Here is a 26,114-nt window from a genome sequence, read left to right as displayed (position 1 = left end):
AGGATCGCGATGTCCTGCAGCATGGCCTTGCGGCGATCGCCGAAGCCCGGAGCCTTGACGGCCGCGACCTTCAGGCCGCCGCGCAGACGGTTCACGACGAGCGTGGCGAGCGCCTCGCCCTCGACGTCCTCGGCGACGATGATCAGCGGCTTGCCGGTCTGCACCACGGCCTCGAGCAGCGGCAGCAGCTCGTTCAGCGAGGAGAGCTTCTTCTCGTTGATGAGGATGTAGGCGTCGTCCATTTCAACGCGCATCTTGTCGGCGTTGGTGACGAAGTAGGGCGAGATGTAGCCGCGGTCGAATTGCATGCCCTCGACGACGTCGAGCTCGGTCTCGAGCGACTTCGCTTCCTCGACGGTGATGACACCCTCGTTGCCGACCTTCTTCATGGCGTCGGCGAGGAACTTGCCGATCTCCGCGTCGCCGTTGGCCGAAATCGTGCCGACCTGGGCGATCTCTTCGTTGGAGGTGACCTTCTTGGAGTTCTTCTGGAGGTCCGCGACAACGGCGTCGACGGCGAGGTCGATACCGCGCTTGAGGTCCATCGGGTTCATGCCGGCGGCAACCGCCTTGGCGCCTTCACGGACGATCGCAGCCGCGAGCACGGTCGCGGTGGTGGTGCCGTCACCGGCCGCATCAGCGGACTTGGAGGCGACTTCGCGCACCATCTGGGCGCCCATGTTCTCGAACTTGTCGTCGAGCTCGATCTCCTTGGCGACGGTGACGCCGTCCTTGGTGATGCGGGGGGCGCCGAACGACTTGTCGAGGACGACGTTGCGGCCCTTCGGGCCGAGCGTGACCTTCACGGCGTTGGCGAGGATGTCGACGCCGCGCAGCATGCGGTCGCGGGCGTCAACGCCGAATTTCACTTCTTTGGCTGACATATTGGTTTCCCTGAGTTGTCTTGGTCTCATCTCACCCTTGGCGAGGCGCCCGGCAGGCGCTCCTCAGGGGTGAGCGGTGCGAGCGGTTGAATTAGGCGGCCTTCTTCTTCGAAGCGGGAGCTTCGAGCACGCCCATGATGTCGCTTTCCTTCATGATCAACAGGTCCTGGCCGTCGATCTTGACCTCGGTGCCCGACCACTTGCCGAACAGCACGCGGTCGCCGACCTGGACGTCGATCGGGATCAGCTTGCCGCTCTCGTCGCGGCCGCCGGGGCCGACGGCGATCACTTCGCCCTGGGAGGGCTTTTCCTTGGCCGTATCGGGAATGATGATGCCGCCAGCGGTCTTCTCTTCTGCGTCGATGCGCTTGACCACGACGCGGTCGTGAAGCGGACGGAATTTCATGCAGTCCTCCTAAGCATTTGCACGAGATGGAGATTTTTGGGTTGTTAGCAGTCGATGCCCGCGAGTGCTACGCAGGCGAAATGGAGATAGGACAGGTTTTTTACGGGAGCAAGGGCTTCTAGCAGAAAAATCAGCACTCAGAAGGCCTGTCTGCCAAAATCATTTTCCATCGTTAACCGGGCCCGCCCGGCTATTAGCAGGCATCGCGATCTGCTGCTAAAGCATTGAATTTCAACAACTTGTCAAACTTTTGGGCTTGAGATCGGTTGGCAGCATGCGTCACATTTCTCTCATGTGAGCGCATCTCCACCGGGTGGCTCTTTGGGGCAGTCCGAGTAAGCCACCCCTTGAATATGCGCTCCTGCAAAGGAGGCTGGCATGGGCTTGCGGGTTGGGGGTGTTTCCGACGACTTCCGGAGACAATTGCTGGGTTACGGGCTGACGACGGCGCAGATTCTGTATCGGATGCCGGATCATCCCTCGCTGCTCCAGACCTACATCTGGCAGAACTACGATCTGTTCCCGAAATTCCCGGCGCTGACGGATTTCCTCGCCTTCTGGGAGGAGAAGCTCGACGGTCCGCTCTATTCGGTGACGGTGGCGCACTCCAAGCTGATCAAGCCCGCCGAACTGCGCGCGGTCGACGGCGTGTTCAGGCTGAACTGAACGGCGCCGCAGAGTTGTAGGTCGGAGCTGTAGGGTGTGCAAAGGCGCGAATGCGCCGTGCCCACCATCACTCCGCGGTTGCGCTCGTGAGCGGTGGGCACGCTTCGCTTTGCTCACCCTACGATTTCGAAATTCTGTGCTAGCTTTTGCCTCCAGAACAAGAACGGGAGGAGACAATGGCCAAGCGGAAGGTGACCTCGCGCAGCGCGGCGCAATCAGCGGTGAAAAAGAAGTGGCACGGCCACAAGGTCGCCGCGCGGTCGTCAGCACGCAAAGCGGTGAAGACGAAAGCTCGCACAACGCCAGCCAAAACGCGCACCCGGCCCAAGCAGCACATCGCCGTCAGCCATCATCGTGAGGAGGATTTCAAAGCCGACGGCCTGCGCGCCTACGCGCAGTACCGCGATCTCGGCATTGCTGCGGCAACGCACGGTCTCGCCCAAGCCCACGTCATCCGCCTGCTGCCGCCTTGCAATCCGGCCGAGGTGTCAAAGCTCCACTATCACGACGTCGAATTCCAGATGGTCTACGTGCTCAAGGGCTGGGTGAAGACCTACCTGGACGGCCAGGGCGAGACGCTGATGAAGCAAGGCAGCGCCTGGACCCAGCCGCCGAAGATCAAGCACATGATCCTCGACTATTCCGACGACGTCGAACTGCTGGAGATCATCCTGCCGGCCGAGTTCAAGACGGTCGAGATCACGGCGTAAGCGTGCTAGGAATTCCGCCGTCATTGCGAGCGAAGCGAAGCAATCCAGAAATGTCTCCGCGGATGCACTCTGGATCGGTTCGTCGCGGAGCCTGTCATCCGGCCCGCCGGAGGCGGGACCGGGTGGCTCCGCGCAATGACGGTGCCTACGTCAACACCCCCACGATCGCGCCTATCAAACACGTCGTCAGCGTCCCCGACACGATCGACTTCAGCCCGAGCGCGTTGATCTCATCGCGCCGGTCCGGAGCCATGACGCCGAGGCCGCCGATCATGATGCCGAGGCTCGCGAAATTGGCGAAGCCGCACATCGCGTAGAGCATGATCAGGCGCGAGCGCGCATCGAGTGCGTCGGGGGCGAGCTTTGACAGATCGACATAGGCGATCAGCTCGTTGAGCACCGTCTTGGTGCCCATCAGGCTGCCGGCCGTGACGGCCTGATCCCACGGCAGCCCCATCAGCCAGCATACCGGCGCCATCACGAGTCCGAGCAATCGTTGCAGCGAGATTGCGGTGCCGCCGATGTTCGGCAGCAGCCCGAGCACCGCGTTGACCAGATAAACCAGCGCCACCAGCACGATCAGCATGGCGACGATGTTGAGCAGCAACTCGAGCCCTGCGGAGGTGCCCTTGACGATCGCATCCATCGTGCCGGAGGCGTGCATGTCAGGGTCTTCCAGCGAGCCACCGGTGAGCCGGTCGCTGGTCTCCGGCACCATGATCAGGCTGATCAGGATCGCCGCCGGCGCGCCGAGCACCGAGGCGATGACGAAATGCGCGGCCGCATCCGGGATCAGCGGCGCAAGCAGCGTCGCGTAGAGCACCAGCACCGTGCCGGCAATGCCGGCCATGCCGCCGGTCATCACCAGGAACAATTCGCTGCGGGTCATCTGCACCAGGTACGGCCGCACGAACAGCGGCGCTTCCACCATGCCGAGGAAGATGTTCGCCGCGGTCGACAGTCCGACCGCGCCGCCGACGCCCAGGGTGCGCTCGAGCAACCACGCCATGCCGCGAACGATCGGGGGCAGCACGCGCCAATAGAACAGCAGCGTCGTCAGCACGCTCATCACCAGCACGATCGGCAGCGCCTGGAAGGCAAGGATGAAATCGGCACCGGGTGCCTTGAGGTCGTAGGGCAGGGGGCCGCCGCCGACATAGCCGAACACGAACGACGTGCCGGCGCGCGAGGCCGCCGAAATCGCGCCGACCGCGTCGTTGATGGCGCCGAAGGCATGCGCGACGAACGGCAGCTTGAGCAGGACGATCGCAGTGAGGAAGGTGACGACGAGGCTGATTCCCGCCTGACGCAGCGAGACCGCGCGACGGTTCTCCGCCAGCGCCCAGGCGATCAACAGCAATGCGAAAATGCCGAGTGCTGATTGCAGTCGCAGCATGATGTCCCCAATCCCGCAATGATTATGGCAGCCGGGCCGATGCAAAGGCAATGCCGGGGCGCACCGGGCTCGACCGGCTGTTGACAAGACTTCCGGCCTCAGTCACGGCTCAGCGTCAACACCATTCGCGCGCGGCCACGGGCCTCGCCGAAAGAGAGCAGCTTCAAGAGCAGCCAATGTCCGCGAACCCGCCGGTCAGTGCCGGCGAACTCCTCAAGCACCCGCCATTCCTGTTTTTTCTGCTCTCGCGCAGCCTGTCGCGCTTTTCCAGCCAGATCGCGGCGGTCGCGATCGGTTGGCAAATCTACGATCTCACGGGAAGCGCCTTCGCGCTGGGCATGGTTGGGCTGGTGCAGTTCCTCCCCACAGCGCTGCTGGTGTTCGTCGCAGGCCACGCCGCCGACCGCTTCGAGCGCAAGCGCGTCGTCCAGCTCTGCCAGCTCGCGGAAGCCGCGACCGCGCTCTATCTCGCCGCGACCACCTATCTTGGCGCCATCGGCGAGGTGCAGATCTTCGTCGCCACCTTCGCGCTCGGCATCGCCGGCGCGTTCGAAAGTCCGACCACCGCGGCGCTGCTGCCGTTGATCGCACCGCAGGGCTCGCTCCAGCGGGCAACTGCGATTGCCAGCGGCGCGGCGCAGGTCGCGACCATCACCGGGCCGGCGCTCGGCGGCTTCGCCTACGCGGTCGCGCCGCACTTCGCCTATGGCGTGATGGTGGTGTTCTGGATTCTTGGCATGATCTTCACGGGCATGATCCAGCCGGGCCCGCAGGCGATCGCCAAGGACGCCGCGGACGACGACATCTACGCGGGCGTCCGCTTCATCCGCGGCAATCCGGCGATCCTCGGCACTATCTCGCTCGACCTGTTCGCGGTGCTGTTTGGCGGCGTCACCGCGCTGTTGCCGATCTATGCCCGCGATATTCTCCAGACCGGCCCTCTTGGTCTCGGCGTCCTGCGCGCCGCGCCTGCGGTCGGTGCGCTCTTGATGACCATGGTGCTGGCGCGCCATGCCATTTCGCGCCACGTCGGCATCAGGATGTTTCAGGCCGTGATCGTGTTCGGCATCGCCACCGTGGTGTTTGCGCTGTCGCAGTGGATGTGGCTGTCGGTGCTGGCGCTCGCGGTGTTGGGCGCCGCCGATACGATCAGTGTCGTGATCCGTTTCTCGCTGGTGCAGCTCTCGACGCCAGACGAGATGCGTGGCCGCGTCGGCGCGGTCAACTTCCTTTTCATCAACGCCTCGAACCAGCTCGGGCAGTTCGAGAGCGGGCTCACTGCGGCGCTGTTCGGCGCCATGCCGGCCGCCGTGCTGGGCGGCATCGGCACCATCGCGGTCGCGCTGTTGTGGATGAAGCTGTTTCCGGGCCTGCGAAAGGTGGAGCGGCTGGAGTAAAATAATACCTCTGGCGGCGGCCACGCCTACTGTGCATGGGGTTGTTTTTCGTTTTTTTTGGGCAGAGCCCGACGCTCTCCCCGCAAGCGGGGAGAGCGAAAGCACTTAGCCGCGCCCCACGAACGGCATCTTGGTCGCCATGACCGTCATGAACAGCACGTTGGCGTCCAGCGGCAGGCCGGCCATGTAGGCGACGGCATCGCCGACCGCCTTCGCGTCCATTCGCGGCTCGTGCTTCATCGTGCCATCGGGCTGCATCACGCCGGGGCCGGCGACCATGCGGTCGGTCATGGGGGTTGCGGCATTGCCGATGTCGACCTGGCCGACGGCGATGTCGTAGGCGCGGCCGTCGAGGTTGCTGGCCCTGGTGAGGCCCGTGATCGCGTGCTTGGTCGAGGTGTAGGCGGCCGAGAACGGCCGCGGCGCGTGCGCGGAGATCGAGCCGTTGTTGATGATGCGGCCGCCGCGCGGGTTCTGGTCCTTCATGATGCGGAAGGCGTGCTGGGTGCAGAGGAATGGGCCGGTGAGGTTGGTGTTCACCACCGCCTGCCACTGCTCGAGGCTGAGATCCTCGAAGTTCACCGGAGGGGCGCCCATGCCGGCATTGTTGAAGAGCACATCGAGGCGCCCATAGGTCTCCGAGACCTTGGCGAACAGCGCGGCGATCGAGCCGGGATTGGTCATATCGGCGGAGACGCAGAGGCTCTTTCCGGCAGGTCCAAGCTTTGCGGTGTCCTCAAGCATCTCGAGCCGGCGGCCGGCCAGCACCACAGTGAAACCGGCGTTCATCAGCGCCAGTGCGGCTGCGCGTCCGACACCGGTGCCGGCGCCGGTCACCACTGCGATCTTTTTCGCTTCGCTCATCGTTTCCTGCCTTTTCTTCTCTGTCAGGTTTTGGATTCTTTGTCGTTCTTGTAGGGCGGCCGCGGAATGTTTTGATGCGCCGCGCGTAAGGCCGCCGACCAGCGCGAGCGCAGGTCGTGGAAATAGGGCTCGCCCGCCTCGATGCGATGGTTGAGATCGGCCTCGCAGACATCCGTGCGTGCGACCAGAACGTCGATCGGGAGCCCCACGCCGAGGTTGGAACGCATGGTCGAATCCATCGAGATCAGGCCGGTCTTCAGTGCCTCATAGAGCTCGACGTCGTAATGCATGGCGCGGTCGAGCACCGGCTTGCCGTATTTGTGCTCGCCGATCTGCAGGTAAGGCGTGTCGGTGGTGCATTCGATGAAGTTGCCGGCCGGGTAGACCATGAACAGCCGCATCCGCGAGCCCTTGATCTGGCCGCCGAACAGGAACGAGACGTCGAAATTGATGTCTTCGGCCTTGAGCGGTGCAGCCTCGGTCAAATGCACAGCGCGGATGGCGCGGCCGATACGCTGCGTCGCCTGGAACATCGTCGGCGCGTTCATCAGCGTTTCGATGTCGCCGGTGTCGGGGTCCTCGAGACCCTCGGTGAGCGTCGACAGCACCGACTGGCTGATTGCAAGGTTGCCGGCGCTCGCAATCGCCATGATGCGGTCGCCGGGCTTGGAGAAGATGTGCAGCTTGCGGAAGGTCGAGACGTTGTCCAGCCCCGCATTGGTCCGGGTGTCGGCGATCATGACCAGACCTTCCCGAACCAGGATTCCGCAGCAATAGGTCATTTCAGTCCTCGAACGCGAACAGTTGCGCAAGACTAGTAGCCAATTTCGCGTGGCCCTCCAACCCCATTTCCCCCGGGGCCGCCGGCCCCGTGAAACCTTTCCTTGGTGCGCGCCGTACCGACCCGCTAGAAGGCAAGGGGAAGGGATGAGGAGGGGGAGATGAGAAAGCTGGTGATCGGCAGCCTGATCGCGGCTGCGCTGGGCATGACGAGCTCTGCGGCCATGGCCGGCCCATGGGAAGACGGTATGGCCGCCTATAACCGCGGCGACTATGTCCCGGCGATCCAGGTGTTCCGCGGCATGGCGAAGGCCGGCAATGCGAAGGCGCAAGGCATGCTGGGCGCGATGTATCAGCGCGGGCAGGGCGTGGCGAAGAGCTCGGCGCACGCCTTCATGTGGCTGAGCCTCGCTGCCTCCCGCGGCGATGCCAAGGCCAAGGCGGAGCTCAAGACCGTCTCGGCGACGATGACGACGCAAGACATGGCTCGCGCGAACGAGATGTTGCAGGCCTGCGAAGCATCGGACTACAGGAATTGCGAGTATTAGGGCGTATGCTCATAAACTCGCGCAGCAGTCAGAGCGCGCATGAAGTCCGCTATGTCCCCATTAGCGGCGCAATAGCGAACTAATCAGACGTCCGAGTTGGGGCCACTCTCGGAAACGAGACGTGTTTCGTCGACGCATTGGGTAGATCCCTCACGGGATGAGCACAGCAGGCATGGGTCCCGTTGGCAGCGGGACAAAATGATATTGCTGCCCCCGCACCATCACCCAGAGCGCCAAAATAATTGCAAGGGCAGCCAAGCATCTGACCATCGCGGCAACTGTGTTCGTGTACGGACGAGACTTTGAATCGGCACCTATTTGGAAACGACGCCTTTCGACAGAGAGCCGCAGTCTGGCCCTTCAGACGATGCTGGGACGATCGTGGTCAGTACATACATGCAGAGGAAATCAGCACCGTGAACATGTCGACGTCGAATTCGCTCTCCAGGCTCGTTCCGAACCGCCGCAGCCATTTGTCTTGAGCCAGGTAGGCTAGCTTCTCTCGTGCCATCGGGCATTCAAACTTGAACTCGGCCATATTTTGAAGGTGATGGACCATCTCATGAACCAGGACCGACTGGTCCGCGGGTGATTTTCCAATCCAATCGTCCGGAAGGAAGATGGTTTTCGAATTGTTGTCATAAAGCGCGACAACCGTGCGCTGAGCCAGTCGATCGATGCCCTCATCCTGCGTGAGACCCTGCCAATGCGCATGATCCGAAGCGCGCATGGTCGCAAGTTTTGCTTTCGAGGCGAATTCAATGGCCGGGTGATCCTTGATTGCCGGCAGATCGAAATTCGAGGAGAGCCAACTCGCAACCTCATCCAACAGCTCTTCCGCAGATCGAGCTGCATCGAGTCGGAGCTGAACCGAAGATGACCCGGCGGCGACGCTAGGCCCCAGATCATCACGACAATCGGCTTTGGGTGAGTCGAGTAGCGCTAAAGAACCAACGGCTACGACCAAAAAGAATTGTCTGAACATGAGAACCTCCAAAGAGGTTGCTTATTCGATCTTAAAACGGAGATGCTCAAGAAGTCCCGGCAATTATCGAAAACGTAGCATGTCATCTGCGGCGCTGTTGTGAACCCGCTCACAGTCCAGATATTGCACGCCGCGATAGAGGCCCGACTGTTGCAGCATCCACAAGGAGACGTGGCAGGTACGCCAGCTTCGTGCAAAGCGTAAGCGGTGGTCCGCCTTCATCGCGCCCGAATCACAGTCGTATGTAGTTCAAGTTTCGATCCTCGAAGCGAGGACAGCAATGGAGCCTGTAAAACCCCGCAAATGGGCCGACGACGAGACCAAGCTGCTCATCGAGCTCGCGCATCGGAAGGAAACTGTGCCGGCGATAGCGAGAGAGCTAGGACGTCACATCGCCTCCGTCAAACGACGAGCCCGCGAGTTGGGCTTGCTTCTACCGCAAAGCGAGGCCCATTCACGGTCACAAGCGGCGGTCAAGGGCAGCGCCAGGAGAGTCCGGTCCACCCGTGACAGCGGACATGCGTAACTTTTCGAGTTTCTTCGGCTCTGGGCCAGACGTACTCTACGCCTCATCCATTCCCTCCTGGCGTAAGAGCTGCCGATCTAGGTCATGCTCCCGGGCATAAAGCAGCGGATGAATATGTAGGGGTAGTCCTCGTCGTCTGAATCGCCCTCGAAATAGACAGGCCAGACCATGGCCCGCTCAGCCTTGTTAGGCTCGCTGATGACGGAATTGTCCGGCACCTCGACCCACACCATGATTTTGGAGTCGGGACTCTTTGGCACTCGCACGCGATAGTGACCGTTCTTCGTTTCCCAGTCGGCGTCTTCGACGACGTAGCCGTCGGCGGACGAGCAGCAGAGGCCGTTGCGGCTTTTCAGTTGGTCAAACCACGGCTTGAGTGGCGAGTTCGCATGACGCGCATCGAGGTCGCGCCCCATTGTCGGTAATGGCATCAGCCACAGCCCCAAGGGCGCGATAAAGCCGATCAGCGGTATCCAGCGCATCATCAGTCCGCGGCGCTCCTGCTACTCCGAGCGAATTTACCGCCTACGAATGTGAGTATGCTCCGGCTGCTGCGAGGTTCACACATCAACTCACGGCGCTGCAGGGAGGGCAAACGTGACATTCAACAAAATCCCGGCGCGCAACTGAGCGATCTCGCCGGCACCATGATGCCGCTGTGCCAATGGTCCAGCGCTTTGATGTGGATCAATGAACTTGGAAGTGACTAGTCACATCTTGCCAAGAGAGCCGCTACCGGGATGTGCCGAAATCTCGGTGGTCACTGGCGGCATTTATGCCTACTGCGGGGCATCGTACTAGCGACAGTTTCATTCAGACGTGGACAGCCTGTTCACGCAGGACGAGATCAAGCAGGTCCGACAGAACGCGGCCAAGTTGCGCTCCTCGTACAGCGCGCCGGGCAGCTAGATATCCGAACCGCTAGAGCATGATCCGGAAAAGTGTGAAGCGGTTTTCCCTCGCGACAAACGCGGAACGCGTTTGCACGGAGATCATGCTCAAACAACAACCTAAAGCGCGATGACGATTCGTCCCAATCTCATCGCGCTTTAGACAACTATCCCTGCCACTGCGATTGCGACTGCCCTGAACGTCCGGCCTGATCCACCCTCACCGCGACTGTCAGCGTCTCCGCGCCGCCGCCATAGCGGGTGCCGCGCACCGGCGCAGCGCCTAGATAGTCGAGCCCGATCGCGACGCGGACATGGGCCTCGGTGGAACAGATGCAGTTGGCGGGATCGAAGCCGACCCAGCCGAGATCCGGCACGAAGGCCTCGGCCCAGGCGTGGCCGGCGTCCTGGTGGACGGTACCGTCGGAGCGCAGGAAATGGCCGGAGACGAAGCGCGCCGGCACGCCGGCGGTGCGTGCGCAGGCGATGAAGATGTGCGCGTAGTCCTGGCAGACGCCGCGCTTGAGCGTGAACGCCTCGACCGCCGAGGTGCCGCTGTTGGTCGGGTCCTCGTCGAACGTCATGTGCTCGCTGACCTCCGACATCAGCGCGTGCAGGAAACCGAGCGTGTCGCTCTCGGCTTCGCTGCGCAATTGACGCGCAAAGCTCGCCATCGCCGGATTGACCGTGGTGAGCTCGGTCGAACGCAAAAAAAGCGCCGACGGAAAGCGCTCGTCTGCGCCGCGCAGCACGCCGCCGGTGTCGTGGGTCTCGATCAGGCCCTCGGCGCTGATCTTGATGTCGGCGACGGGACCACAGGACAGCACGTGGGTGACGTTGCCGAAGGCGTCCTCGTGCATGTCGAGCTTGGTGTCGGTGGAGACGTCGATCTGCCATTCCGCCACATATTGCCCGTCATGGCTGCCGGGCGTCATGCGCAGGATCTGGATCACGCTCGTTGCCGCCGGTTCGTAGCGATAGGTCGTGGTGTGCTGAATTCGCAGGCGCATGGTGGACCAGTGCAGTTAGTGATTAGGCCCGACTGCCTACCACGAAGAAGCTCGTCATGCCGGGCTTGACCCGGGCATCCACGCCCTTCCTCACTGAGCGAAAGAAAGAACGTGGATGGCCGGGACGCGCCCGGCCATGACGGTATCCCATTTCGTCAGCCGGGGGACATCAGATCAAATACTGCTTCGTGACGATTTCGCCCAGCCTGGAATTGTCCGCGATGAATTCCTGAATGAATTCATGCACACCTTGCTGGAAAATGTCGTTCATGTTGGAGTGTTCCAGTCGGTTGCGGATGCCTCGGGCGTGGCGCTGGGCCGGGCCCTGGCGGCCATAGGCGACGCCGATCTGGTCGAGATTGCGCACGAGATTGCCGTAGCAGCTCGCCAGTGACCGCGGCAGCGTGTCGTTGAGGATCAAGAGGTCCGCGATCAGCCAGGGTTTCAACGTCTCGCGATAGACCCAGTGATAGGCGGTGAGCGCCGACACCGAGCGGAGGATCGAGCTCCACTGGTAGAAGTCGAGCGGGCCGCCGACATGTTCCTCCTCCGGCAGCAGCACGTGGTACTTCACGTCGAGAATGCGCGCGGTGTTGTCGGCGCGTTCGAGATGAAGGCCGAGCCGCGAGAACCAGTAGGCGTCGTTGCGCAGCATGGTGCGGTAGGCCGAGCCGTCGAAGCGCAGCGAGGTCTCCTGCACGAAGCGCAGGAATTTTGCCAGGTCCTCGCGCGTCGAAGCGCCCTTGCTCCAGACTGCCTGGAGTTCGATCCAGGCCGAGTTGATGGTGTCCCACATCTCGCTGGTGAGCGCGGTGCGTACCGAGCGCGAGTTGAGCCGCGCCGCCTCGATGCAGTTCCTGATCGAGGACGGGTTGGTCGCCGAGAAAGAAAGATAGTCGACGACGTTGTGCTCGTTGGCTTCCTCATAGGTCTGATAGAAGCTCGCGGCGACGCCGGCGGTGAGCAGCGCCGAGTCCCATTCGTTGGTCTTGCCGACATAGGTGGCCGGCAGGGCGGTGACGCGCAGCGTCGCGTCGATGGTGCGCGCCAGATACTCGGCGCGCTCGACGTAACGGGCGAGCCAGTAGAGGTTTTCGGCGGTACGCGACAGCATTCTCTCTACTCGTCCAGTATCCAGGTGTCTTTGGTGCCGCCGCCCTGGCTCGAATTCACGACCAGGGAGCCCTCCTTCAGCGCCACGCGGGTGAGCCCGCCCGGCACGATTGTGGTGCGCTTGCTGCCCGTCAGCACGAAGGGCCGCAAGTCCACATGGCGCGGCGCGAGGCCGCTTGCGGTGCAGGTCGGGCAGGTCGACAGCGCCAGCGTCGGCTGCGCGATGAAACCTTCGGGCTCGCGCTTGAGCTTCTCGCGGAAGGCCTCGATGGTCGCTTTCGTCGCCGCGGGGCCGATCAGCATGCCGTAGCCGCCGGAGCCGTGCACTTCCTTGACGACGAGCTCGCTCAGATTGTCGAGCACATAGGCGAGGTCTTTCGGCTCGCGGCAGCGCCAGGTCGGCACGTTCTTCAGGATCGGCTCCTCGCCGAGGTAGAATTTCACGATGTCCGGCATGTAGGAGTAGATCGCCTTGTCGTCGGCGATCCCGGTGCCGACGGCGTTGGCGAGCGTGATGTTGCCGGCCGCATAGGCCGACATCAGCCCGGGCACGCCGAGCACGGAGTCGGGACGGAAGGTGAGGGGATCGAGGAAGTCGTCATCGACGCGGCGATAGATCACGTCGACCCGTTTCAACCCTTCCGTCGTGCGCATGAACACTTCGTTGTTCTTGACGATGAGATCTCTGCCCTCGACGAGCTCGATGCCGAGCTTGTCGGCGAGGAAGGAGTGCTCGTAATAGGCGGAGTTGTAGACGCCGGGCGTGAGCAGGGCGACCGTCGGCTCGGCAGAGGCGCTGAGCGGCGCGACGGAGCGCAAGGCCGCGAGCAACTCGTCCGGATAGCGCTCGACCGGCGCCACCTTGTGGCGGGCGAACAGGTCCGGAAACAGCCGCATCATGATCTCGCGGTTTTCCAGCATGTAGGACACGCCGGACGGCGTGCGCGCATTGTCCTCCAGCACGATGAAGTCGTTGGCGTCGACCCTGACGATGTCGATGCCGGCGATGTGCACGTAGACGTCGTGCGGCACCTGCTGGCCGTTCATCTCGGGCCGGAACACCGGGTTGTGGAAGATCAGGTCGGCGGGGACGACCTCGGCCCGCAGGATATCGCGGCCATGATAGATGTCGCGCAGAAACATGTTCAGCGCCCGCACGCGCTGCTTGAGGCCCTTCTCCAGGAGCGCCCATTCCTTGCCCGATATGATCCTGGGAATCACGTCGAAGGGAATCAGCCGCTCCGTGGACTCGGAATCCCCATACACCGCGAAGGTGATGCCGATCCGGCGGAACAACAGCTCCGCTTCCTGGCGTCGATATTCGAGCGCCTCGGGAGGCGTCTCCTTGAGCCAGCGTGCCAGCTCCTGATAGGCGGGGCGCAGGTCCCCGCCTGGAATGTTCATTTCGTCAAACGCGACTGCCATAGATCCCGACTGTTCTCCCCAGGCGTTCCGCCACTGGTCAGGTCGTATAGGTCTTGGCGAAGACCGCAACGTCCTGTGGCCATGCTTGCGAGAGTGCATGACTTACCCCGGTAGTAGCAAGGGCCGGGCCAGCGCGATAAGCATGGACTTCGAAGCATAGTCTTGGGGCATTTGACGGGGACGGCCGGAAAGGTGCCTGAAAAAATGGCTGAGGACTGCTTATTTCAGCAGCAAAACCGCGTGACTTCAACGCGTTACCTCGGCAAAGTCGGCGCCACAGGTGAGGGACAGGTTTATGAGCGAGATCGTCACGGCGGGCATTCTGGTCATTGGGGATGAGATTCTGTCCGGCCGGACCAAGGACAAGAATATCGGCTTCATCGCCGAATACCTGACCAATATCGGCATCGACCTGAAGGAAGTCCGGGTCGTCTCCGATGACGAGCCCGACATCATTGCGGCGTTGGATGCACTGCGGCATCGCTACACCTATGTCTTCACCACCGGCGGAATTGGGCCGACCCATGACGACATCACCGCCGACAGCGTGGCAAAGGCCTTCGGCGTCGGCATCGACCATCATCCCGAGGTGGTCGCACGCTTCCGCGAGCGCTGGAGCGAGCAGGACCTCAACGAGGCCCGCCTGCGCATGGCCCGCATCCCCAATGGCGCCGAGCTGATCCAGAGCGCCACCATTCTCGCCCCCGGCTTCAAGATCGGCAACGTCATCGTGATGGCGGGCGTGCCCTCGATCATGCAGGCGATGATGGATATCGTTTCGCCCAAGTTGAAATCGGGCGTCCGCATGCTCTCCGAATCGGTCCGTGCCAATGCGCGGGAGGGCGACATCGGCGGGCCCTTGCGGACGATCGCCGGCGACCATCCCGACACCATCATCGGCAGCTATCCCTTCATGGATGAGGAGCAGAAGCCGAACACCAATCTGGTGGTGCGCTCGCGCGATCCGGAAAAGCTGGCGGCAGCGATGGCGGCGGTGAAGGAAATGCTGGCAGGATTGAACGTCAGCCGCTAGCAGAAGACGCGTGAGCGGAATGGAGACGACGATGAGTGAGGCACCGGAACTGAGCGCGCAGGAGCGGGCGGGCAAGGCCTTCCCGGTTTCGTGGGACCAGTTCCACCGGGACTGCCGGGCGCTGACCTGGCGCCTTAACGAGGTCGGCCCGTTCCACGCGGTCATCGCGATCACCCGCGGCGGCCTGGTGCCGGCCGCGATCGTGGCGCGCGAGCTCGGGGTGCGCGTGATCGACACCGTCTGCATCGCCAGCTACGACCACACCAAGCAGGGCGACCTCCAGGTGCTCAAGGGCATTTCCGATGCGGCGATGAAGCTTGGCGGCGGCACCGGCAAGGGCCTTCTGATCGTCGACGACCTCGTCGATACCGGCAAGACCGGCAAGCTCGTCCGCGAGATGCTGCCGGATGCGCATTTCGCCACCGTCTACGCCAAGCCCATGGGCCGTCCGCTGGTCGACACTTTCATTACGGAAGTCTCGCAGGACACCTGGATCTTCTTCCCCTGGGACACCGCGCTGTCCTATCACCCGCCGCTCCGCGACGGCGCGGCGTAAGCCACGGGGGCTGATCACGATGGCCGGACGCGCGCGATTGGCATGGTTCGGCTTCGTCGTCGCGTTCGCGGTGACGCTGCTCGCAGCTCAGGCGCGGTGCCAGGATCGGCAGGCCCCGGCTCTCGACCCTGCCGTGATCGAGGACATCGTGGTCGGCAGCCGCGTTCTCGCCGAGCTTGGGGTGCTCGACGGCTTCGGCCATGTCAGCGCCCGTGATCCCAAGGATCCCAATCACTTCCTGATGTCGCGCTCGCTGGCGCCGGCGCTCGTCACCGCCGACGATATCATGGAGTTCGATCTCGACGGCAATGCCGTGGATGCCAAGGGGCGCAGCGTCTTCCTGGAGCGCTTCATTCACAGCGAGATCTACAAGGCCCGTCCCGACGTGATGGCGGTCGTGCACACGCACTCGCCCGGCGTGATCCCGTTCACGATCAGCCAGGTTGCGCTGCGGCCGGTCTTCCACAACGCGGCGTTCCTCGCCGCGGGGGCGCCGGTATGGGACATCCGCAAAGACTTCGGCGAGACCAATATGCTGGTCAGCAATGCGGCCATCGGCAAGGGACTGGCGCTCGCGCTCGCCGACAAGTCGGTGGTGCTGATGCGCGGCCATGGTGATGCCACCGTCGGCCCGTCCGTGAAAGTCGCGGTCTTCCGTGCCTACTACACCGACGTCAATGCGCGACTTCAGTCGCAGGCGATCGCGCTTGGCGGCGAGGTGAATTATCTGACGGCAGCGGAGGGCGCCAAGGCCGATGCGATCAATCTGCAGGTTCTCGACCGTGTCTGGAACCTGTGGAAAATGCGCGTCACCACGGCGCCACCAAAATAGTGCCGCTGCAAAACCGCGTCATGCCGACGGGCGAGATCATCGCCACCCCATATCGCGGCATGTTCACGGGCAACCGTGGCATCATCCATGATCCCGCGACGAAGACGCTGCTCAAAAAGCGCTGGTCGACGCCGGCCTGGCTGACCTGCACGTGCGAATTCCGCGGCCGTCGCCGGGAGGTGATGGCGACGCAGAGCTGGACCGAGCTGTTCTTCCTGGACGAGGCCACCGCGCTCGCTGCCGGACATCGTCCCTGTTTCTATTGCCGCCGCGACGATGCCAATCGCTTCCGGGCGGCATGGGAGAAAGGCAATCGCGTGCATGATGTCCGCATGCACGACATCGACACGGTGCTGCACCACGAGCGGCTCGATCACGGTCAGAAACGACTGCACGCGCTGCTGATGCCGCTCGACCAGCTTCCCGTCGGCGCGATGGTGAGCCAAGGCGGGGAGAGCTTTCTGGTGATGCAGGGCAGGGCGCTCCTGTGGTCGCCGGCGGGCTATACCGAGGTCGAGCGTCAGCCCAGCGAAGCAAAGCTGCTGACGCCGCCGTCGACGCTGCGCACACTGCACGCCGGCTATGAGCCCGTGCTGCATGCGACCGCATCACCCTAGCGCAGCGGCCGCCCCTGTTCATCCACCGTCATCCGCGCATCGCGCAAAGCCCATTCGCGGATCACTTGGCGGCATCGGGCGAGCTCCGCACCGACCGCCGCGTTCGCATCCTTCGCGGCGCGCTCCACCATCGCCCTGCAATTGACGAGCACGGAACGGTCCTCCGCGTGCGCGGGCAATGCAAGCGCTGCCAGCAACGCGACGCTGCACGCAAGCCGCATCATCCCAGCCTCTCGCGCGCGAGAGCAGCGCCGGCACCGAGCGCCATCAGCTTGGCTTCCGCGATCTCCCGCCGCATCGGCGCCATGCCGCAATTGGTGGTGGCGATTATGTTGCTCTTGGGCACGAATTTCGACACCGCGTCGATCACCTGCACGACGTCGTCGGCCGTCTCGACCGTGTCGCTGGCGACATCGATCACGCCGGCCTGCACGACTTTGTGCTTGAGCAGCGCGAGCAGATCGAGCGGCACCTTGGAATTGCGGCATTCGATCGCGACCTGCTGGATCGAGCTCGCATCGATCGCCGGGAAGATCTGCTCATACTGCCGCCATTGGCTGCCTAGCGTTTCCTTCCAGTCGGTATTGGCCTTGATGCCGTAGCCGTAGCAGATGTGCACGGCGGTGGTGCAAGTGAGGCCCTCGGCGGCGCGCTCCAGCGCCCTGATGCCCCAGTCGTTGACCTCGTCCATGTAGACGTTGAAGGCGGGCTCGTCGAACTGGATGAGATCGACGCCGTCGGCCTGCAACGCCTTGGCTTCCGCGTTCAGGAGATCGGCGAAAGCAAAAGCCATCTTCACCCGATCGCCGTAGTAGCGATCGGCAATGGTGTCGATGATGGTCATCGGGCCGGGCAGCGTAAATTTCAGCTTCTTTTTCGTGTGCGTTCGCGCGACACGTGCCTCAAAGGCGTGGATGCGATCCTTGAGCTGCAACGGTGCGACCACCTGCGGCACCATCGCCTTGTAGCGATCCTTTCGGATTCCCATCTCGACCTTGTGCGCGAAGTCGATGCCCTCGATCTTCTCGAGAAAGCCGTGCACGAAGTGCTGCCGCGCCTGCTCGCCCTCGGTGACGATGTCGATGCCGGCGTCTTCCTGCAGCTTCAGCCAGATCAGCGTCGCGTCGCGCTTGGCGCGCAGGAGCTCGTCACCCTCTGACTTCCAGGGCGCCCAGAGCACGTTCGGCTCGGCGAGCCATTCCGGTTTCGGCAAGGAGCCGGCGATGGTGGTCGGAAACAGCATGGCGCCCTCCGGATCTGATGTCATTGCGCACCTTCCTGCCATGTCTTAACGTCGAGGTACAGAACAACAAAAGTCGGCTCATATTCCGGCGGCCTCGACAGGGAACAAAATGCAGACAAAGGAAACCCCATGATCGAGTTCTTCTTCGACTGCTCCAGCCCTTGGACCTATCTCGCCTTCCACAACATCCAGCCGCTGGCAAGGGAGCTCGGCGTCGAGATCGCCTGGCGGCCGATCCTGGTCGGCGGCATCTTCAACAGCGTTAACCCCAGCGTCTATGCGCAGCGGGAAAAGCCGGTGCCGCTGAAGGCGCGCTACATGCTGAAGGACCTCAACGACTGGGCGCGCTTCGCGGGGCTCGCGATCAAGATGCCGCCGACGGTGTTTCCGGTGAACAGCGTGAAGGCAATGCGCGGCTGCATCTGGCTCGCCGCGGACATGGTGCCGTTCGCGACCGCGGTGTTCGAGACCTATTGGAGCGCGGACAAGGACATCTCGCAGGATGCCGTGCTCGCAGACATCTGCAACAGGCTCGGCGTCGATGCGCAGAAATTCTTCGCCGGCATTTCCGAGCAGGCGGTCAAGGACCAGCTCAAGGCCAATACGGAAGAGGTCGTCGCGCGCGGTGGCTTCGGCTCGCCGACCATCTTTCTCGACAAGACCGATATGTATTTCGGCAATGACCGGCTGCCTTTGATCCGCGAGGCGCTGCTTCGCCGCAAGGCGAGTGCGGCCTGATGGTGCGGGCTGTCGTCTGCCGCGAGCTGGGTCCGCCCGAAAGCTTGCGGCTCGAGACTTTCCCGTCGCGGCCGCTTGGGGAAAGTGAGGTGCGGGTTGCGATCCGCGCCGCTGGGCTCAACTTTCCGGATATTCTGATGGCGGCCGGCGAATATCAGCTCAAGCCCGAGCTGCCGTTCACGCCGGGCGTGGAGGCCGCGGGCGATGTGACCGAGGTCGGCGCTGCAGCGCGCGGCGTTGCCGTCGGCGACAAGGTCATCGTCAAGATGCGCTACGGCGCCTATGCCGACGAAGCCGTGGTCGCCAGCTCACAGCTTACGCCGATGCCGTCGACCTTCGACTATGCGGAAGCAGCGACCTTCCTCGCCGGCCACGGCACCGCCTATCACGCGCTGATCGACCGCGGCAAGGTCGAGCCGGGCGACGTCTTGCTCGTGCACGGCGCCGGCGGCGGTGTGGGGCTCGCTGCCGTCGAGCTGGGCAAGATGTTGGGCGCGACGGTGATTGCGTGCGCGTCATCGGACGAGAAGCTGGCAATTGCGAAGGAGAGGGGTGCCGATCATCTCGTGCTCTACGCGCGCGAGCCGTTTCGCGATGCCGTCAAGCGCATCACCGACGGCCGCGGCGCCGACGTCGTGTTCGATCCGGTCGGCGGCGAGGTGTTCGAGAACTCGATGCGTTGCATTGCCTGGGGCGCGCGGCTTCTGGTGATCGGCTTCACGGGCGGCATCGGCTCGGCGAAAACAAATCTGCTGCTGATCAAGGGCGCGAGCGTGCTGGGCGTGCGCGCCGGCGAAGCGGTACGCAAAAATCCGGCGCTGGGCGAGGTGCGTCTGAAGGCGCTGCTCGCATGGGCGGAGGAAGGTAAGCTGCGCCCCAAGGTCTCGCACCGTCTGCCGCTGGAGGATTATGCGAAGGCGATGCGATTGCTGATCGACCGCAAGGCGATCGGCCGCGTGGCGCTGGTGATGGATTGATGCTGCGTAGGGTGGGCAAAGGCGCTCTTGCGCCGTGCCCACCATCTCTCTCGACAATTGCGACAGAAGAGGTGGGCACGCTTCACTTTGCCCACCCTCCGATCTCGAACTACGATCTCGAACTACGATCACGGACGCATCGGGAAGCATCCGTTCTGCAGGAAGGCGATGGTCGCAGCGATCGCCTCCTCATTTCGCATCAGCCACGGATGCGAAGCGTGCACCACCATGTGGTCGGCCATGCCGTCGACCTCGGTGTTCGCGACCGAGACGCGTCCGTCATGTGGGCGCGGCAGCACGGCGCCAGCCACCGGATAGATCGAGCGATCGCCGGCGATAACGCCGAGGGGATAGTTGATTGGCGGCAGGAGCGCTGTCGTCGCGGCGTCGCGATGCGTACCCAGCTGCTGCCCGGCCGGACCGAAGAAGGCGCGGTATGGGAAAGAGCTCATCAGGCGATCGGCGACCTCGCTGCCGCCATTGGGGGTCCCCAGCATCACGACGCGTCCGAGATTTCTCGTCCGGTGCCGCGCGAGATAGACGCGCGCCAGAAGGCCGCCCATGGAGTGGCAGACGAAATGCACGGCGCCGCTCACTGAGCCGGCAAAGGATTCGATTGCCGGATGAATGTCGTCCGCGAGCTCTTGAAGCGCCTTGCGACGGCTGGCGTAGTCGAGGTTGAGCGTTGCATAACCGGCGCGCTCGATCGCGATCGCCATCTTGTGAAACGAGCGCGCTGTCCGGCTGATCCCGTGCAGGAGGACGACGCCGTCTTGCGGCTTCGTCGGGCCCGGGCTCACTTGTACTCACGCTCCGTCCACCACGGAAAATAATCCGGCATGTCGCTCGACACCTTGTTCTTGAACCGCGCGGGGCGCTTCTCCAGGAACGACATCACGCCTTCCTTGACGTCGTCGGAGCGGCCGCGGGCATAGATGCCTCGGCTGTCGACCTTGTGCGCTTCCATGGGATCGTCGGCGCCCATCATGCGCCACATCATCTGACGGATCAGCGCGATTGACACCGGCGCGGTCTTGGCCGCGATCTCCTTTGCCAGTGAGCGCGCGGTCGGCAGGAGATCATCCGGTGGCACCACCTTGCTCACCAGCCGCCCGGCGAGCGCCTCCTGCGCCGGGAAGACGCGGCCGGTATAGCACCATTCCAGCGCCTGCGAGATGCCGACGAGGCGCGGCAGGAACCAGCTCGACGCCGCCTCAGGCACGATGCCGCGCTGGGAGAACACGAAGCCGAAGCGCGCCGCCTCCGAGGCAATGCGTATGTCCATCGCAAGCTGCATGGTGACGCCGATGCCGACCGCAGGGCCGTTCACGGCGGCGATCACGGGTTTGAGGCTCTTGAAGATGCGCAGCGTCACCTGGCCGCCGCCATCGCGCACCTGCGGATCGCTGTAGTCGACCTGGCCGCTCGCAAGCCGCTTCACCGGTCCGCGCCGCGCGTCGCGGTCAAAGGTGTCGGCGCCCGAGGAGAGATCGGCACCGGCGCAGAAGGCACGGCCTTCGCCGGTGACGATGATGGCGCGGATACCGTCGTCCTTGTCGGCAGCGTCGAACGCTTCGATCAGCTCCGCCTGCATCTTGGCATTGAAGGCGTTGAGCTTCTCCGGCCGGTTCAGCGTGATGGTGAGGATCTCGTCGGCGACCTCGTATTTGATCGTCTCATACGCCATGGTGGTTTCCTCTCTTGATGTTCTTGAAGCAATTCTGTCATTGCCGGGCTTGGCCCGGCAATCCATCTTTTTTGAAGAGGATGGATGCGCGGGTCGAGCCCGCACATGGCGACTTGCGGTTTGTCGCTAATGCGCCGGCGGCGACGGCCAAGGCCTCTGAGCCCCGCGCAAACCTTCGAACGCCTTGGCCAGGCCGAGCACGCCGAGGTCGTCGAAGCGGCGGCCGATGATCTGCACACCGATCGGAAAGCCCTTGGCGTCGAAGCCGCCGTTGATCGATATCGCCGGGTTCTCCGACATATTCCATGGCACGGTATAGCAGATGTGCTCGAACGGCTTCATCGGATCGTCGGTGGGCGAGGCCAGTTCCGCCGGGAAGTTGACGTTCGGCGCCGTCGGCGAGATCACATAATCGAGCTCGCAGAATAGCTTTGCCGCGGCGGCGCGGATTGCCATGGTCTGGTTGAATCCGCGGATCACCTCGACGCCGGAGAGTCTTGCGCCGGACTCGCCCCATTTGAAGATGTAGGGCAGCACCTTGGCTTGCTCGGCAGGTGCGAGCTTCGAAAGATCGTCCCACATCCGCGCGCGCCAAAACTTGTCGAGGCCATCGAGCATCTCGCGCGTCAAAATCCCGTCGACCTCGGTGACGACGGCGCCGGCGGACTCGAACGCTTTGGCGGCTTTCACCGCGACGTCACGCACCGACTTCTCCAGCGGCAGGCCAACGCCGAGATCGAGCATCAGGCCGATGCGCAACTTGCGCGGTGACTTCTCCAGCGTCTTCCAGTTGATGGTGTCGGCCGGCAGGCTCATGCCATCGCGACGGTCGGGCTTTGCGATCACGCTCATCATCAGCGCGCAGTCGTCAACCGTGCGGGTCATGGGACCCGCGACACGGCCGACATAGGGTGGATCGATCGGCACCCGGCCAAAGCTCGGCTTCAATCCGACGAGACCGCACCAGCCCGCCGGCAGCCGCACCGAGCCGCCGATGTCGGTGCCGAGATGCAGGGGGCCGTAACCGGCCGCAGCAGCGGCGCCAGCACCCGCGCTCGAGCCGCCTGGATTTTTCGAGAGGTCCCAGGGGTTGCGCGCCAGCGCATGGAAGCTGGAAAGACCCGACGACAGCATGCCGTAATCGGGCATGGTGGTCTTGGCGAAGATGATCGCGCCGGCCTCGCGCAGGCGCGCGGCCGGCGGGGCGTCTTTCGCCGCCGGCACGAGCTTCACGCTCGCGGCGCCCAGCGGCACGGGTACGCCCTTGGTCGCGATGTTGTCCTTCACCGACACCGGCACGCCGTCGAGCGGACCGGACGGCTCGCCGCCGGACCAGCGCGCGGTCGAGGCCTTTGCAGCCTCGCGTGCGCCGTCGGGGTCGTAAGCATAGAGCGACTTGAGATGCGGCTCCCACGCTGCGACATGCGCGATCACGTCCTCCAGCACCTCGCTCGGCGAGAACTGCCTGGACTTGTAGCCCACGATCATATCGACCGCGGACAGATCGTGCAGCGAGGTGACCTTCTCGTCGGCGCGCGGCTTATGCATGGCCACCGACCGGCATGCGGGACTCGATGATGCGGGCGAACATGCTGGCGCCGATCGGCAAAATCTTGTCGTCGAGCACGTAGCCGGGATTGTGCACCGGCACCGAGCCGTCATGCCCGACCCAGAAATAGGCGCCGGGAATGGTCTGCAGCATGTCGGCAAAATCCTCGCTGCCCATCTTCGGCTGGGTGCGGGTGATCACCCTGGCGGGATCGACGACGGTGCGCGCGACCTCTTCGACCACCTTGGACTGCTCGACCTGGTTGACCAGCACGCCAAAGGCGTCGCGGATGTCGGCCTCGATCTCGACCTGGAAGGCGCTGGCGACGCCGGCGCAGATCGTGCGCATGCGCTCGCGGATCAGCGCGCGCACTTCATCGGAGAAGGCGCGCACGGTGCCGCAGAGATGCGCTTCGCCGGGAATGACGTTGTAGGCGGAGCCCGCATGAATCTGGGTGATCGACACGACGGCGGCCTGGAGCGGCTCGACGTTGCGGCTGACGATGGTCTGAACGGCCTGCGCCAGCGTGGTTGCGATCACCACGGCGTCCTTGGAACGCTCCGGCATCGCGCCATGCGCGCCATAGCCATTGATGCGCAGGTCGAAGAAATCGGCGCCGGCCATTGCGGGTCCCGGCAGGATCGCGATCTCGCCGAGATTGAGGTCGGGTGCGTTGTGCAGGCCGTAGAGCTCGTCGCAGGGAAATTTTTCGAACAATCCGTCCTTGATCATGGCGCGGGCGCCGCCGAGACCTTCCTCGGCCGGCTGGAAGATCAGGTGCACGGTGCCGTCGAAATTCCGCGTCTCGGCGAGGTAGCGCGCGGTGCCGAGCAGCATGGTGGTGTGGCCGTCATGGCCGCAGCCGTGGAAGCGGCCGGGAATGGTGGAGCGCCATTTCAGGTTGGTGTTCTCCTCCATCGGCAGCGCGTCCATGTCGGCGCGAAGCCCGATGCGCTTTCCGCTCGCACCCTTGCCCTTGATGACGCCGACCACGCCGGTGCCGCCGAGCCCGCGATGCACCTCGATGCCCCAGCTCTTCAGCTTGTCGGCGACGATGCCGGAGGTGCGGACCTCCTCGAAGCCGATCTCGGGATGGGCATGCAGGTCGCGGCGGATGGCGGTAAGTTCGTCGGCATAGCCGTCGATGCGGTCGATGGTGGGCATCTCGTCCTTGATTCCTTAGCCTGATGGAGGATCGAAAGCGGGGCCGTTCGGCTTGATGCGGATACGCGCGACGTTAACCGCCTTTGCGGCAAGAGCAAGCAAGGCAGACAATCGTGCCGCGCATGGCGTCAAGCCGTTTTGGGAATGGTGCGGATGCGGTGGGTGTTGTGAGTGGAGTCATCGCAACAACCTGGGTGTGTCGTCCCGGCGAAGGCCGGGACCCATAACCCCAGGGAGAAGTTTGACGAAGATCAGGAGTTTGGGACGCGCATCATGCGCGATCGATAGATTCCGCGGTATGGGTCCCGGCCTTCGCCGGGACGACGATAGGGGAGCAGAGTGCCTCCAAACTCCCGCCAACGCGCGCGGAGAAACCTACGCGCTCGCCACCGCGCTTTCCACCGGCCGGAAATTGGCAAAGTCCCAGCCGCGGCCCGGCGCCGCATCGAGCAGGGACTTGGTGTAGGCTTCCTTCGGATGCGTCAGCACCTCGGCCGCCGGTCCCTGTTCGACGACACGGCCGTGCTGCATCACGACGACTTCGTCGCAGATCTGCGCTGCGACACGCAAGTCGTGGGTGATGAACAGGATCGCGATACCGAGCCGCTTCTGGATCTCGTCCAGAAGTTCCAGCACCTGCGCCTGCACGGAGACGTCGAGCGCGGAGACCGCTTCATCCGCGACCAATACGTCGGGATCGAGCGCGAGCGCGCGCGCAATGGCGATGCGCTGGCGCTGGCCGCCCGAGAACTGGTGCGGATAGCGCGCGACCGCATCGGCCGGCAGGCCGACCAGTTCCAGAAGCTCGCGTGCGCGCTTCAGCGCATCGGCGCGCGAGACGCCGTAGTTGATCGGGCCTTCCGCAATGCTCTCGCCCACGCTGACGCGCGGGTTGAGCGAGCGGTAGGGATCCTGGAACACGATCTGGATTTTCTGGCGATGCGGCTGGAGCAACCGCCGCGACAGGTCGGAAATTTCGCGGCCCGCGAGGCGCACGCCGCCCGAGGTCGGATCGATCAGGCGGACGATGCAACGCGCCACCGTCGACTTGCCCGAGCCGCTTTCGCCGACGATGCCGAGCGTGCGGCCTTTGCGCAAGGTGAGGGTGACCTTGTCGGCGGCGACCACCTCGCGGCCTTTGCCGAAGAAGGTGCGCTCGCGATAGACCTTGCCGAGGTCGTTGGCCTCCAGCACGACCGGTTCCTTGGTTTCAGGTCGCGCTGCGCGCGGCACGAGGCTCGGCACCGAGGCGAGCAGGTTGCGGGTGTATTCCATCGAGGGATTGCGCAGCACGGAATCGAGTGTTCCGGTTTCGACCAGGCGGCCCTGCCGCATCACCGCGACGCGGTCGGCTATCTCGGCCACCACGCCCATGTCGTGGGTGATGAACAGCACGGCGGTGCCGTGATCGCGCTGCAGGTCGCGGATCAGGGTGAGGATCTGTTTCTGCGTTGTGACGTCGAGCGCGGTGGTCGGCTCGTCGGCGATGAGCAGTTTCGGCTCCAGCACGAGCGCCATCGCGATCATGATGCGCTGGCGCTGGCCGCCGGAGAGGCGGTGCGGGTAGGAGGCGAAGATGCGCTCGACCTGCGGCAGCCGCACCTGTTCCATCATCTCGAGGATGCGCTTGCGCCGAGCCTTGGCGTCGAGATCGGTGTGGGCGCGCAGGACCTCGTCGATTTGGCGGCCGACCGGAACGACCGGATTGAGTGCGGTCATCGGCTCCTGGAAGATCATGGCCATCTGCGTGGCGCGCAACTGCCGCAGGCGGCGGTCGGTCGCGGTGAGGAGTTCCTCGCCGACGAGCTTGACGCTGCCGCCGGTGGGCGTCAGCGAGCCCTTCTGCAACAGGCCCATCACGGTGAGCGATGTCACCGACTTGCCGGAGCCGCTCTCGCCGACGAGGCACAGCGTCTCGCGCTCGCGCACCTGGATGGAGATGCCGTCGATGATCTTCGGCCCGCTCGGCGTCTTGCCGATGGAGACGGTGAGGTTGTTGATGTCGAGGACGGTGTTGGTCATCCAATTACTCCGTCGTCATTGCAAGGAGCCACCCGGTCCCGCTTTCGGCGGGCCGGATGACAGGCTCCGCGACGAAGCAATCCAGAATCTTTCCGC

Annotated in this window: 27 protein-coding genes; 10 read left to right on the top strand and 17 right to left on the bottom strand. The window is 63.7% G+C overall.

The annotated features are described in order from the left end of the window. Both groEL and groES read right to left on the bottom strand, forming a co-directional pair. On the bottom strand, nt 1-884 hold an 884-nt coding region (groEL, locus tag SO180_RS33545; RefSeq protein ID WP_449383100.1), incomplete at its 3' end, for a chaperonin GroEL. 91 nt (nt 885-975) lie between these two features. Next, nucleotides 976-1,290, bottom strand: coding sequence for a co-chaperone GroES (groES, locus tag SO180_RS33540; RefSeq protein WP_212407848.1), 315 nt, complete (start codon nt 1,288-1,290; stop codon nt 976-978). 378 nt (nt 1,291-1,668) lie between these two features. Here groES and SO180_RS33535 point away from each other — a divergent pair, with 378 nt between their 5' ends. Further along, nucleotides 1,669-1,956 carry an usg protein gene (locus tag SO180_RS33535; RefSeq protein ID WP_449383099.1) on the top strand — a complete coding sequence of 96 codons (288 nt, stop codon included), beginning with the start codon at nt 1,669-1,671 and terminating at the stop codon, nt 1,954-1,956. 176 nt (nt 1,957-2,132) lie between these two features. Continuing rightward, complete coding sequence (locus SO180_RS33530) at nt 2,133-2,666, top strand: cupin domain-containing protein (RefSeq protein WP_449383098.1); 534 nt, start codon at nt 2,133-2,135, stop codon at nt 2,664-2,666. A 145-nt stretch (nt 2,667-2,811) separates the two neighbouring features. Here the strand turns inward: SO180_RS33530 and SO180_RS33525 are convergent, their stop codons facing one another. Next, nucleotides 2,812-4,062, bottom strand: a complete 1,251-nt coding sequence (locus SO180_RS33525; RefSeq protein ID WP_449383097.1) for a NupC/NupG family nucleoside CNT transporter — start codon at nt 4,060-4,062, stop codon at nt 2,812-2,814. 176 nt (nt 4,063-4,238) lie between these two features. On the opposite strand from SO180_RS33525, the gene SO180_RS33520 reads away from it, so the two are divergent. Continuing rightward, nucleotides 4,239-5,459, top strand: coding sequence for an MFS transporter (locus SO180_RS33520; RefSeq protein WP_449383096.1), 1,221 nt, complete (start codon nt 4,239-4,241; stop codon nt 5,457-5,459). Between the two features lie 105 nt (nt 5,460-5,564). On the opposite strand, the gene SO180_RS33515 is transcribed toward SO180_RS33520, so the two are convergent. Beyond that, a complete protein-coding gene (locus SO180_RS33515) occupies nt 5,565-6,323 on the bottom strand; it encodes an SDR family oxidoreductase (RefSeq protein WP_449383095.1) in 759 nt (252 codons plus the stop codon). A 23-nt stretch (nt 6,324-6,346) separates the two neighbouring features. Continuing rightward, nucleotides 6,347-7,105, bottom strand: a complete 759-nt coding sequence (locus SO180_RS33510) for a proteasome-type protease (protein WP_449383094.1) — start codon at nt 7,103-7,105, stop codon at nt 6,347-6,349. Nucleotides 7,106-7,264: 159 nt separating this feature from the next. On the opposite strand from SO180_RS33510, the gene SO180_RS33505 reads away from it, so the two are divergent. Next, nucleotides 7,265-7,651 carry an SEL1-like repeat protein gene (locus SO180_RS33505; RefSeq protein ID WP_449383093.1) on the top strand — a complete coding sequence of 129 codons (387 nt, stop codon included), beginning with the start codon at nt 7,265-7,267 and terminating at the stop codon, nt 7,649-7,651. 385 nt (nt 7,652-8,036) lie between these two features. Here the strand turns inward: SO180_RS33505 and SO180_RS33500 are convergent, their stop codons facing one another. From SO180_RS33500 to SO180_RS33480, 5 genes are all read right to left on the bottom strand, one after another. Then, nucleotides 8,037-8,636, bottom strand: a complete 600-nt coding sequence (locus SO180_RS33500; protein WP_449383092.1) for a DUF6647 family protein — start codon at nt 8,634-8,636, stop codon at nt 8,037-8,039. A 603-nt stretch (nt 8,637-9,239) separates the two neighbouring features. Beyond that, the gene (locus SO180_RS33495) at nt 9,240-9,593 is read right to left on the bottom strand and encodes a hypothetical protein (RefSeq protein ID WP_449383102.1); all 354 of its coding nucleotides are present in this window, start codon (nt 9,591-9,593) and stop codon (nt 9,240-9,242) included. 626 nt (nt 9,594-10,219) lie between these two features. Then, nucleotides 10,220-11,062, bottom strand: coding sequence for a transglutaminase family protein (locus SO180_RS33490; protein ID WP_449383091.1), 843 nt, complete (start codon nt 11,060-11,062; stop codon nt 10,220-10,222). Nucleotides 11,063-11,231: 169 nt separating this feature from the next. Continuing rightward, nucleotides 11,232-12,176, bottom strand: a complete 945-nt coding sequence (locus tag SO180_RS33485) for an alpha-E domain-containing protein (RefSeq protein WP_449383090.1) — start codon at nt 12,174-12,176, stop codon at nt 11,232-11,234. Between the two features lie 5 nt (nt 12,177-12,181). Further along, complete coding sequence (locus SO180_RS33480; protein ID WP_449383089.1) at nt 12,182-13,600, bottom strand: circularly permuted type 2 ATP-grasp protein; 1,419 nt, start codon at nt 13,598-13,600, stop codon at nt 12,182-12,184. Between the two features lie 295 nt (nt 13,601-13,895). Here SO180_RS33480 and SO180_RS33475 point away from each other — a divergent pair, with 295 nt between their 5' ends. The 4 genes from SO180_RS33475 to SO180_RS33460 are packed head-to-tail and all read left to right on the top strand — an operon-like array spanning nt 13,896 to nt 16,638. Next, nucleotides 13,896-14,633 carry a competence/damage-inducible protein A gene (locus SO180_RS33475; protein WP_449383088.1) on the top strand — a complete coding sequence of 246 codons (738 nt, stop codon included), beginning with the start codon at nt 13,896-13,898 and terminating at the stop codon, nt 14,631-14,633. Between the two features lie 31 nt (nt 14,634-14,664). Then, nucleotides 14,665-15,189 carry a xanthine phosphoribosyltransferase gene (gene gpt, locus SO180_RS33470; RefSeq protein ID WP_449383087.1) on the top strand — a complete coding sequence of 175 codons (525 nt, stop codon included), beginning with the start codon at nt 14,665-14,667 and terminating at the stop codon, nt 15,187-15,189. Between the two features lie 19 nt (nt 15,190-15,208). Beyond that, nucleotides 15,209-16,021, top strand: a complete 813-nt coding sequence (locus SO180_RS33465; RefSeq protein ID WP_449383086.1) for a class II aldolase/adducin family protein — start codon at nt 15,209-15,211, stop codon at nt 16,019-16,021. Further along, nucleotides 16,021-16,638 carry a hypothetical protein gene (locus SO180_RS33460; protein ID WP_449383085.1) on the top strand — a complete coding sequence of 206 codons (618 nt, stop codon included), beginning with the start codon at nt 16,021-16,023 and terminating at the stop codon, nt 16,636-16,638. The genes SO180_RS33465 and SO180_RS33460 overlap by 1 nt, the downstream gene beginning before the upstream one ends. Here SO180_RS33460 and SO180_RS33455 read toward each other — a convergent pair. Then, nucleotides 16,635-16,862: a hypothetical protein gene (locus SO180_RS33455; RefSeq protein ID WP_449383084.1), complete on the bottom strand. Its 228-nt coding sequence runs from the start codon at nt 16,860-16,862 to the stop codon at nt 16,635-16,637. The two genes, SO180_RS33460 and SO180_RS33455, sit on opposite strands and share 4 nt — an antisense overlap. Continuing rightward, entirely contained in the window at nt 16,859-17,881 is a 1,023-nt protein-coding gene (locus SO180_RS33450) for a methionine synthase (protein ID WP_449383101.1), read from the bottom strand. The genes SO180_RS33455 and SO180_RS33450 overlap by 4 nt, the downstream gene beginning before the upstream one ends. A gap of 129 nt (nt 17,882-18,010) precedes the next feature. Here SO180_RS33450 and SO180_RS33445 point away from each other — a divergent pair, with 129 nt between their 5' ends. Further along, complete coding sequence (locus SO180_RS33445) at nt 18,011-18,619, top strand: 2-hydroxychromene-2-carboxylate isomerase (RefSeq protein WP_449383083.1); 609 nt, start codon at nt 18,011-18,013, stop codon at nt 18,617-18,619. Next, on the top strand, nt 18,619-19,596 hold the full coding sequence (locus SO180_RS33440; RefSeq protein ID WP_449383082.1) for an NADPH:quinone oxidoreductase family protein: 978 nt from the start codon (nt 18,619-18,621) through the stop codon (nt 19,594-19,596). The genes SO180_RS33445 and SO180_RS33440 overlap by 1 nt, the downstream gene beginning before the upstream one ends. Nucleotides 19,597-19,724: 128 nt before the next feature. On the opposite strand, the gene SO180_RS33435 is transcribed toward SO180_RS33440, so the two are convergent. From SO180_RS33435 to SO180_RS33415, 5 genes are all read right to left on the bottom strand, one after another. Further along, nucleotides 19,725-20,396, bottom strand: coding sequence for an esterase/lipase family protein (locus tag SO180_RS33435; protein ID WP_449383081.1), 672 nt, complete (start codon nt 20,394-20,396; stop codon nt 19,725-19,727). After that, complete coding sequence (locus SO180_RS33430) at nt 20,393-21,283, bottom strand: crotonase/enoyl-CoA hydratase family protein (protein WP_449383080.1); 891 nt, start codon at nt 21,281-21,283, stop codon at nt 20,393-20,395. The genes SO180_RS33435 and SO180_RS33430 overlap by 4 nt, the downstream gene beginning before the upstream one ends. A gap of 126 nt (nt 21,284-21,409) precedes the next feature. Next, on the bottom strand, nt 21,410-22,831 hold the full coding sequence (locus tag SO180_RS33425) for an amidase (protein ID WP_449383079.1): 1,422 nt from the start codon (nt 22,829-22,831) through the stop codon (nt 21,410-21,412). Then, a complete protein-coding gene (locus SO180_RS33420) occupies nt 22,824-23,996 on the bottom strand; it encodes a M20 aminoacylase family protein (protein WP_449383078.1) in 1,173 nt (390 codons plus the stop codon). Before SO180_RS33420 ends, SO180_RS33425 begins: the two co-directional genes overlap by 8 nt. Nucleotides 23,997-24,371: 375 nt before the next feature. Continuing rightward, nucleotides 24,372-26,018: an ABC transporter ATP-binding protein gene (locus tag SO180_RS33415; RefSeq protein ID WP_449383077.1), complete on the bottom strand. Its 1,647-nt coding sequence runs from the start codon at nt 26,016-26,018 to the stop codon at nt 24,372-24,374. Nucleotides 26,019-26,114: the final 96 nt, after the last annotated feature.

The sequence above is a fragment of the Bradyrhizobium sp. UFLA05-112 genome, assembly GCF_053572325.1.
The sequence above is the reverse complement of the archived record's forward strand: the minus strand, read 5'-3'. Positions and strand labels throughout refer to the sequence as shown.

Bases quoted from the DNA above. Each gene is read 5' to 3' on its own strand.
- groES (WP_212407848.1), bottom strand. From the start codon at position 1,290: ATGAAATTCCGTCCGCTTCACGACCGCGTCGTGGTCAAGCGCATCGAC.
- SO180_RS33535 (WP_449383099.1), top strand. From the start codon at position 1,669: ATGGGCTTGCGGGTTGGGGGTGTTTCCGACGACTTCCGGAGACAATTG.
- SO180_RS33530 (WP_449383098.1), top strand. From the start codon at position 2,133: ATGGCCAAGCGGAAGGTGACCTCGCGCAGCGCGGCGCAATCAGCGGTG.
- SO180_RS33525 (WP_449383097.1), bottom strand. From the start codon at position 4,062: ATGCTGCGACTGCAATCAGCACTCGGCATTTTCGCATTGCTGTTGATC.
- SO180_RS33520 (WP_449383096.1), top strand. From the start codon at position 4,239: ATGTCCGCGAACCCGCCGGTCAGTGCCGGCGAACTCCTCAAGCACCCG.
- SO180_RS33515 (WP_449383095.1), bottom strand. From the start codon at position 6,323: ATGAGCGAAGCGAAAAAGATCGCAGTGGTGACCGGCGCCGGCACCGGT.
- SO180_RS33510 (WP_449383094.1), bottom strand. From the start codon at position 7,105: ATGACCTATTGCTGCGGAATCCTGGTTCGGGAAGGTCTGGTCATGATC.
- SO180_RS33505 (WP_449383093.1), top strand. From the start codon at position 7,265: ATGAGAAAGCTGGTGATCGGCAGCCTGATCGCGGCTGCGCTGGGCATG.
- SO180_RS33500 (WP_449383092.1), bottom strand. From the start codon at position 8,636: ATGTTCAGACAATTCTTTTTGGTCGTAGCCGTTGGTTCTTTAGCGCTA.
- SO180_RS33495 (WP_449383102.1), bottom strand. From the start codon at position 9,593: ATGCCATTACCGACAATGGGGCGCGACCTCGATGCGCGTCATGCGAAC.
- SO180_RS33490 (WP_449383091.1), bottom strand. From the start codon at position 11,062: ATGCGCCTGCGAATTCAGCACACCACGACCTATCGCTACGAACCGGCG.
- SO180_RS33485 (WP_449383090.1), bottom strand. From the start codon at position 12,176: ATGCTGTCGCGTACCGCCGAAAACCTCTACTGGCTCGCCCGTTACGTC.
- SO180_RS33480 (WP_449383089.1), bottom strand. From the start codon at position 13,600: ATGGCAGTCGCGTTTGACGAAATGAACATTCCAGGCGGGGACCTGCGC.
- SO180_RS33475 (WP_449383088.1), top strand. From the start codon at position 13,896: ATGAGCGAGATCGTCACGGCGGGCATTCTGGTCATTGGGGATGAGATT.
- gpt (WP_449383087.1), top strand. From the start codon at position 14,665: ATGAGTGAGGCACCGGAACTGAGCGCGCAGGAGCGGGCGGGCAAGGCC.
- SO180_RS33465 (WP_449383086.1), top strand. From the start codon at position 15,209: ATGGCCGGACGCGCGCGATTGGCATGGTTCGGCTTCGTCGTCGCGTTC.
- SO180_RS33455 (WP_449383084.1), bottom strand. From the start codon at position 16,862: ATGATGCGGCTTGCGTGCAGCGTCGCGTTGCTGGCAGCGCTTGCATTG.
- SO180_RS33450 (WP_449383101.1), bottom strand. From the start codon at position 17,881: ATGCTGTTTCCGACCACCATCGCCGGCTCCTTGCCGAAACCGGAATGG.
- SO180_RS33445 (WP_449383083.1), top strand. From the start codon at position 18,011: ATGATCGAGTTCTTCTTCGACTGCTCCAGCCCTTGGACCTATCTCGCC.
- SO180_RS33440 (WP_449383082.1), top strand. From the start codon at position 18,619: ATGGTGCGGGCTGTCGTCTGCCGCGAGCTGGGTCCGCCCGAAAGCTTG.
- SO180_RS33430 (WP_449383080.1), bottom strand. From the start codon at position 21,283: ATGGCGTATGAGACGATCAAATACGAGGTCGCCGACGAGATCCTCACC.
- SO180_RS33425 (WP_449383079.1), bottom strand. From the start codon at position 22,831: ATGCATAAGCCGCGCGCCGACGAGAAGGTCACCTCGCTGCACGATCTG.
- SO180_RS33420 (WP_449383078.1), bottom strand. From the start codon at position 23,996: ATGCCCACCATCGACCGCATCGACGGCTATGCCGACGAACTTACCGCC.
- SO180_RS33415 (WP_449383077.1), bottom strand. From the start codon at position 26,018: ATGACCAACACCGTCCTCGACATCAACAACCTCACCGTCTCCATCGGC.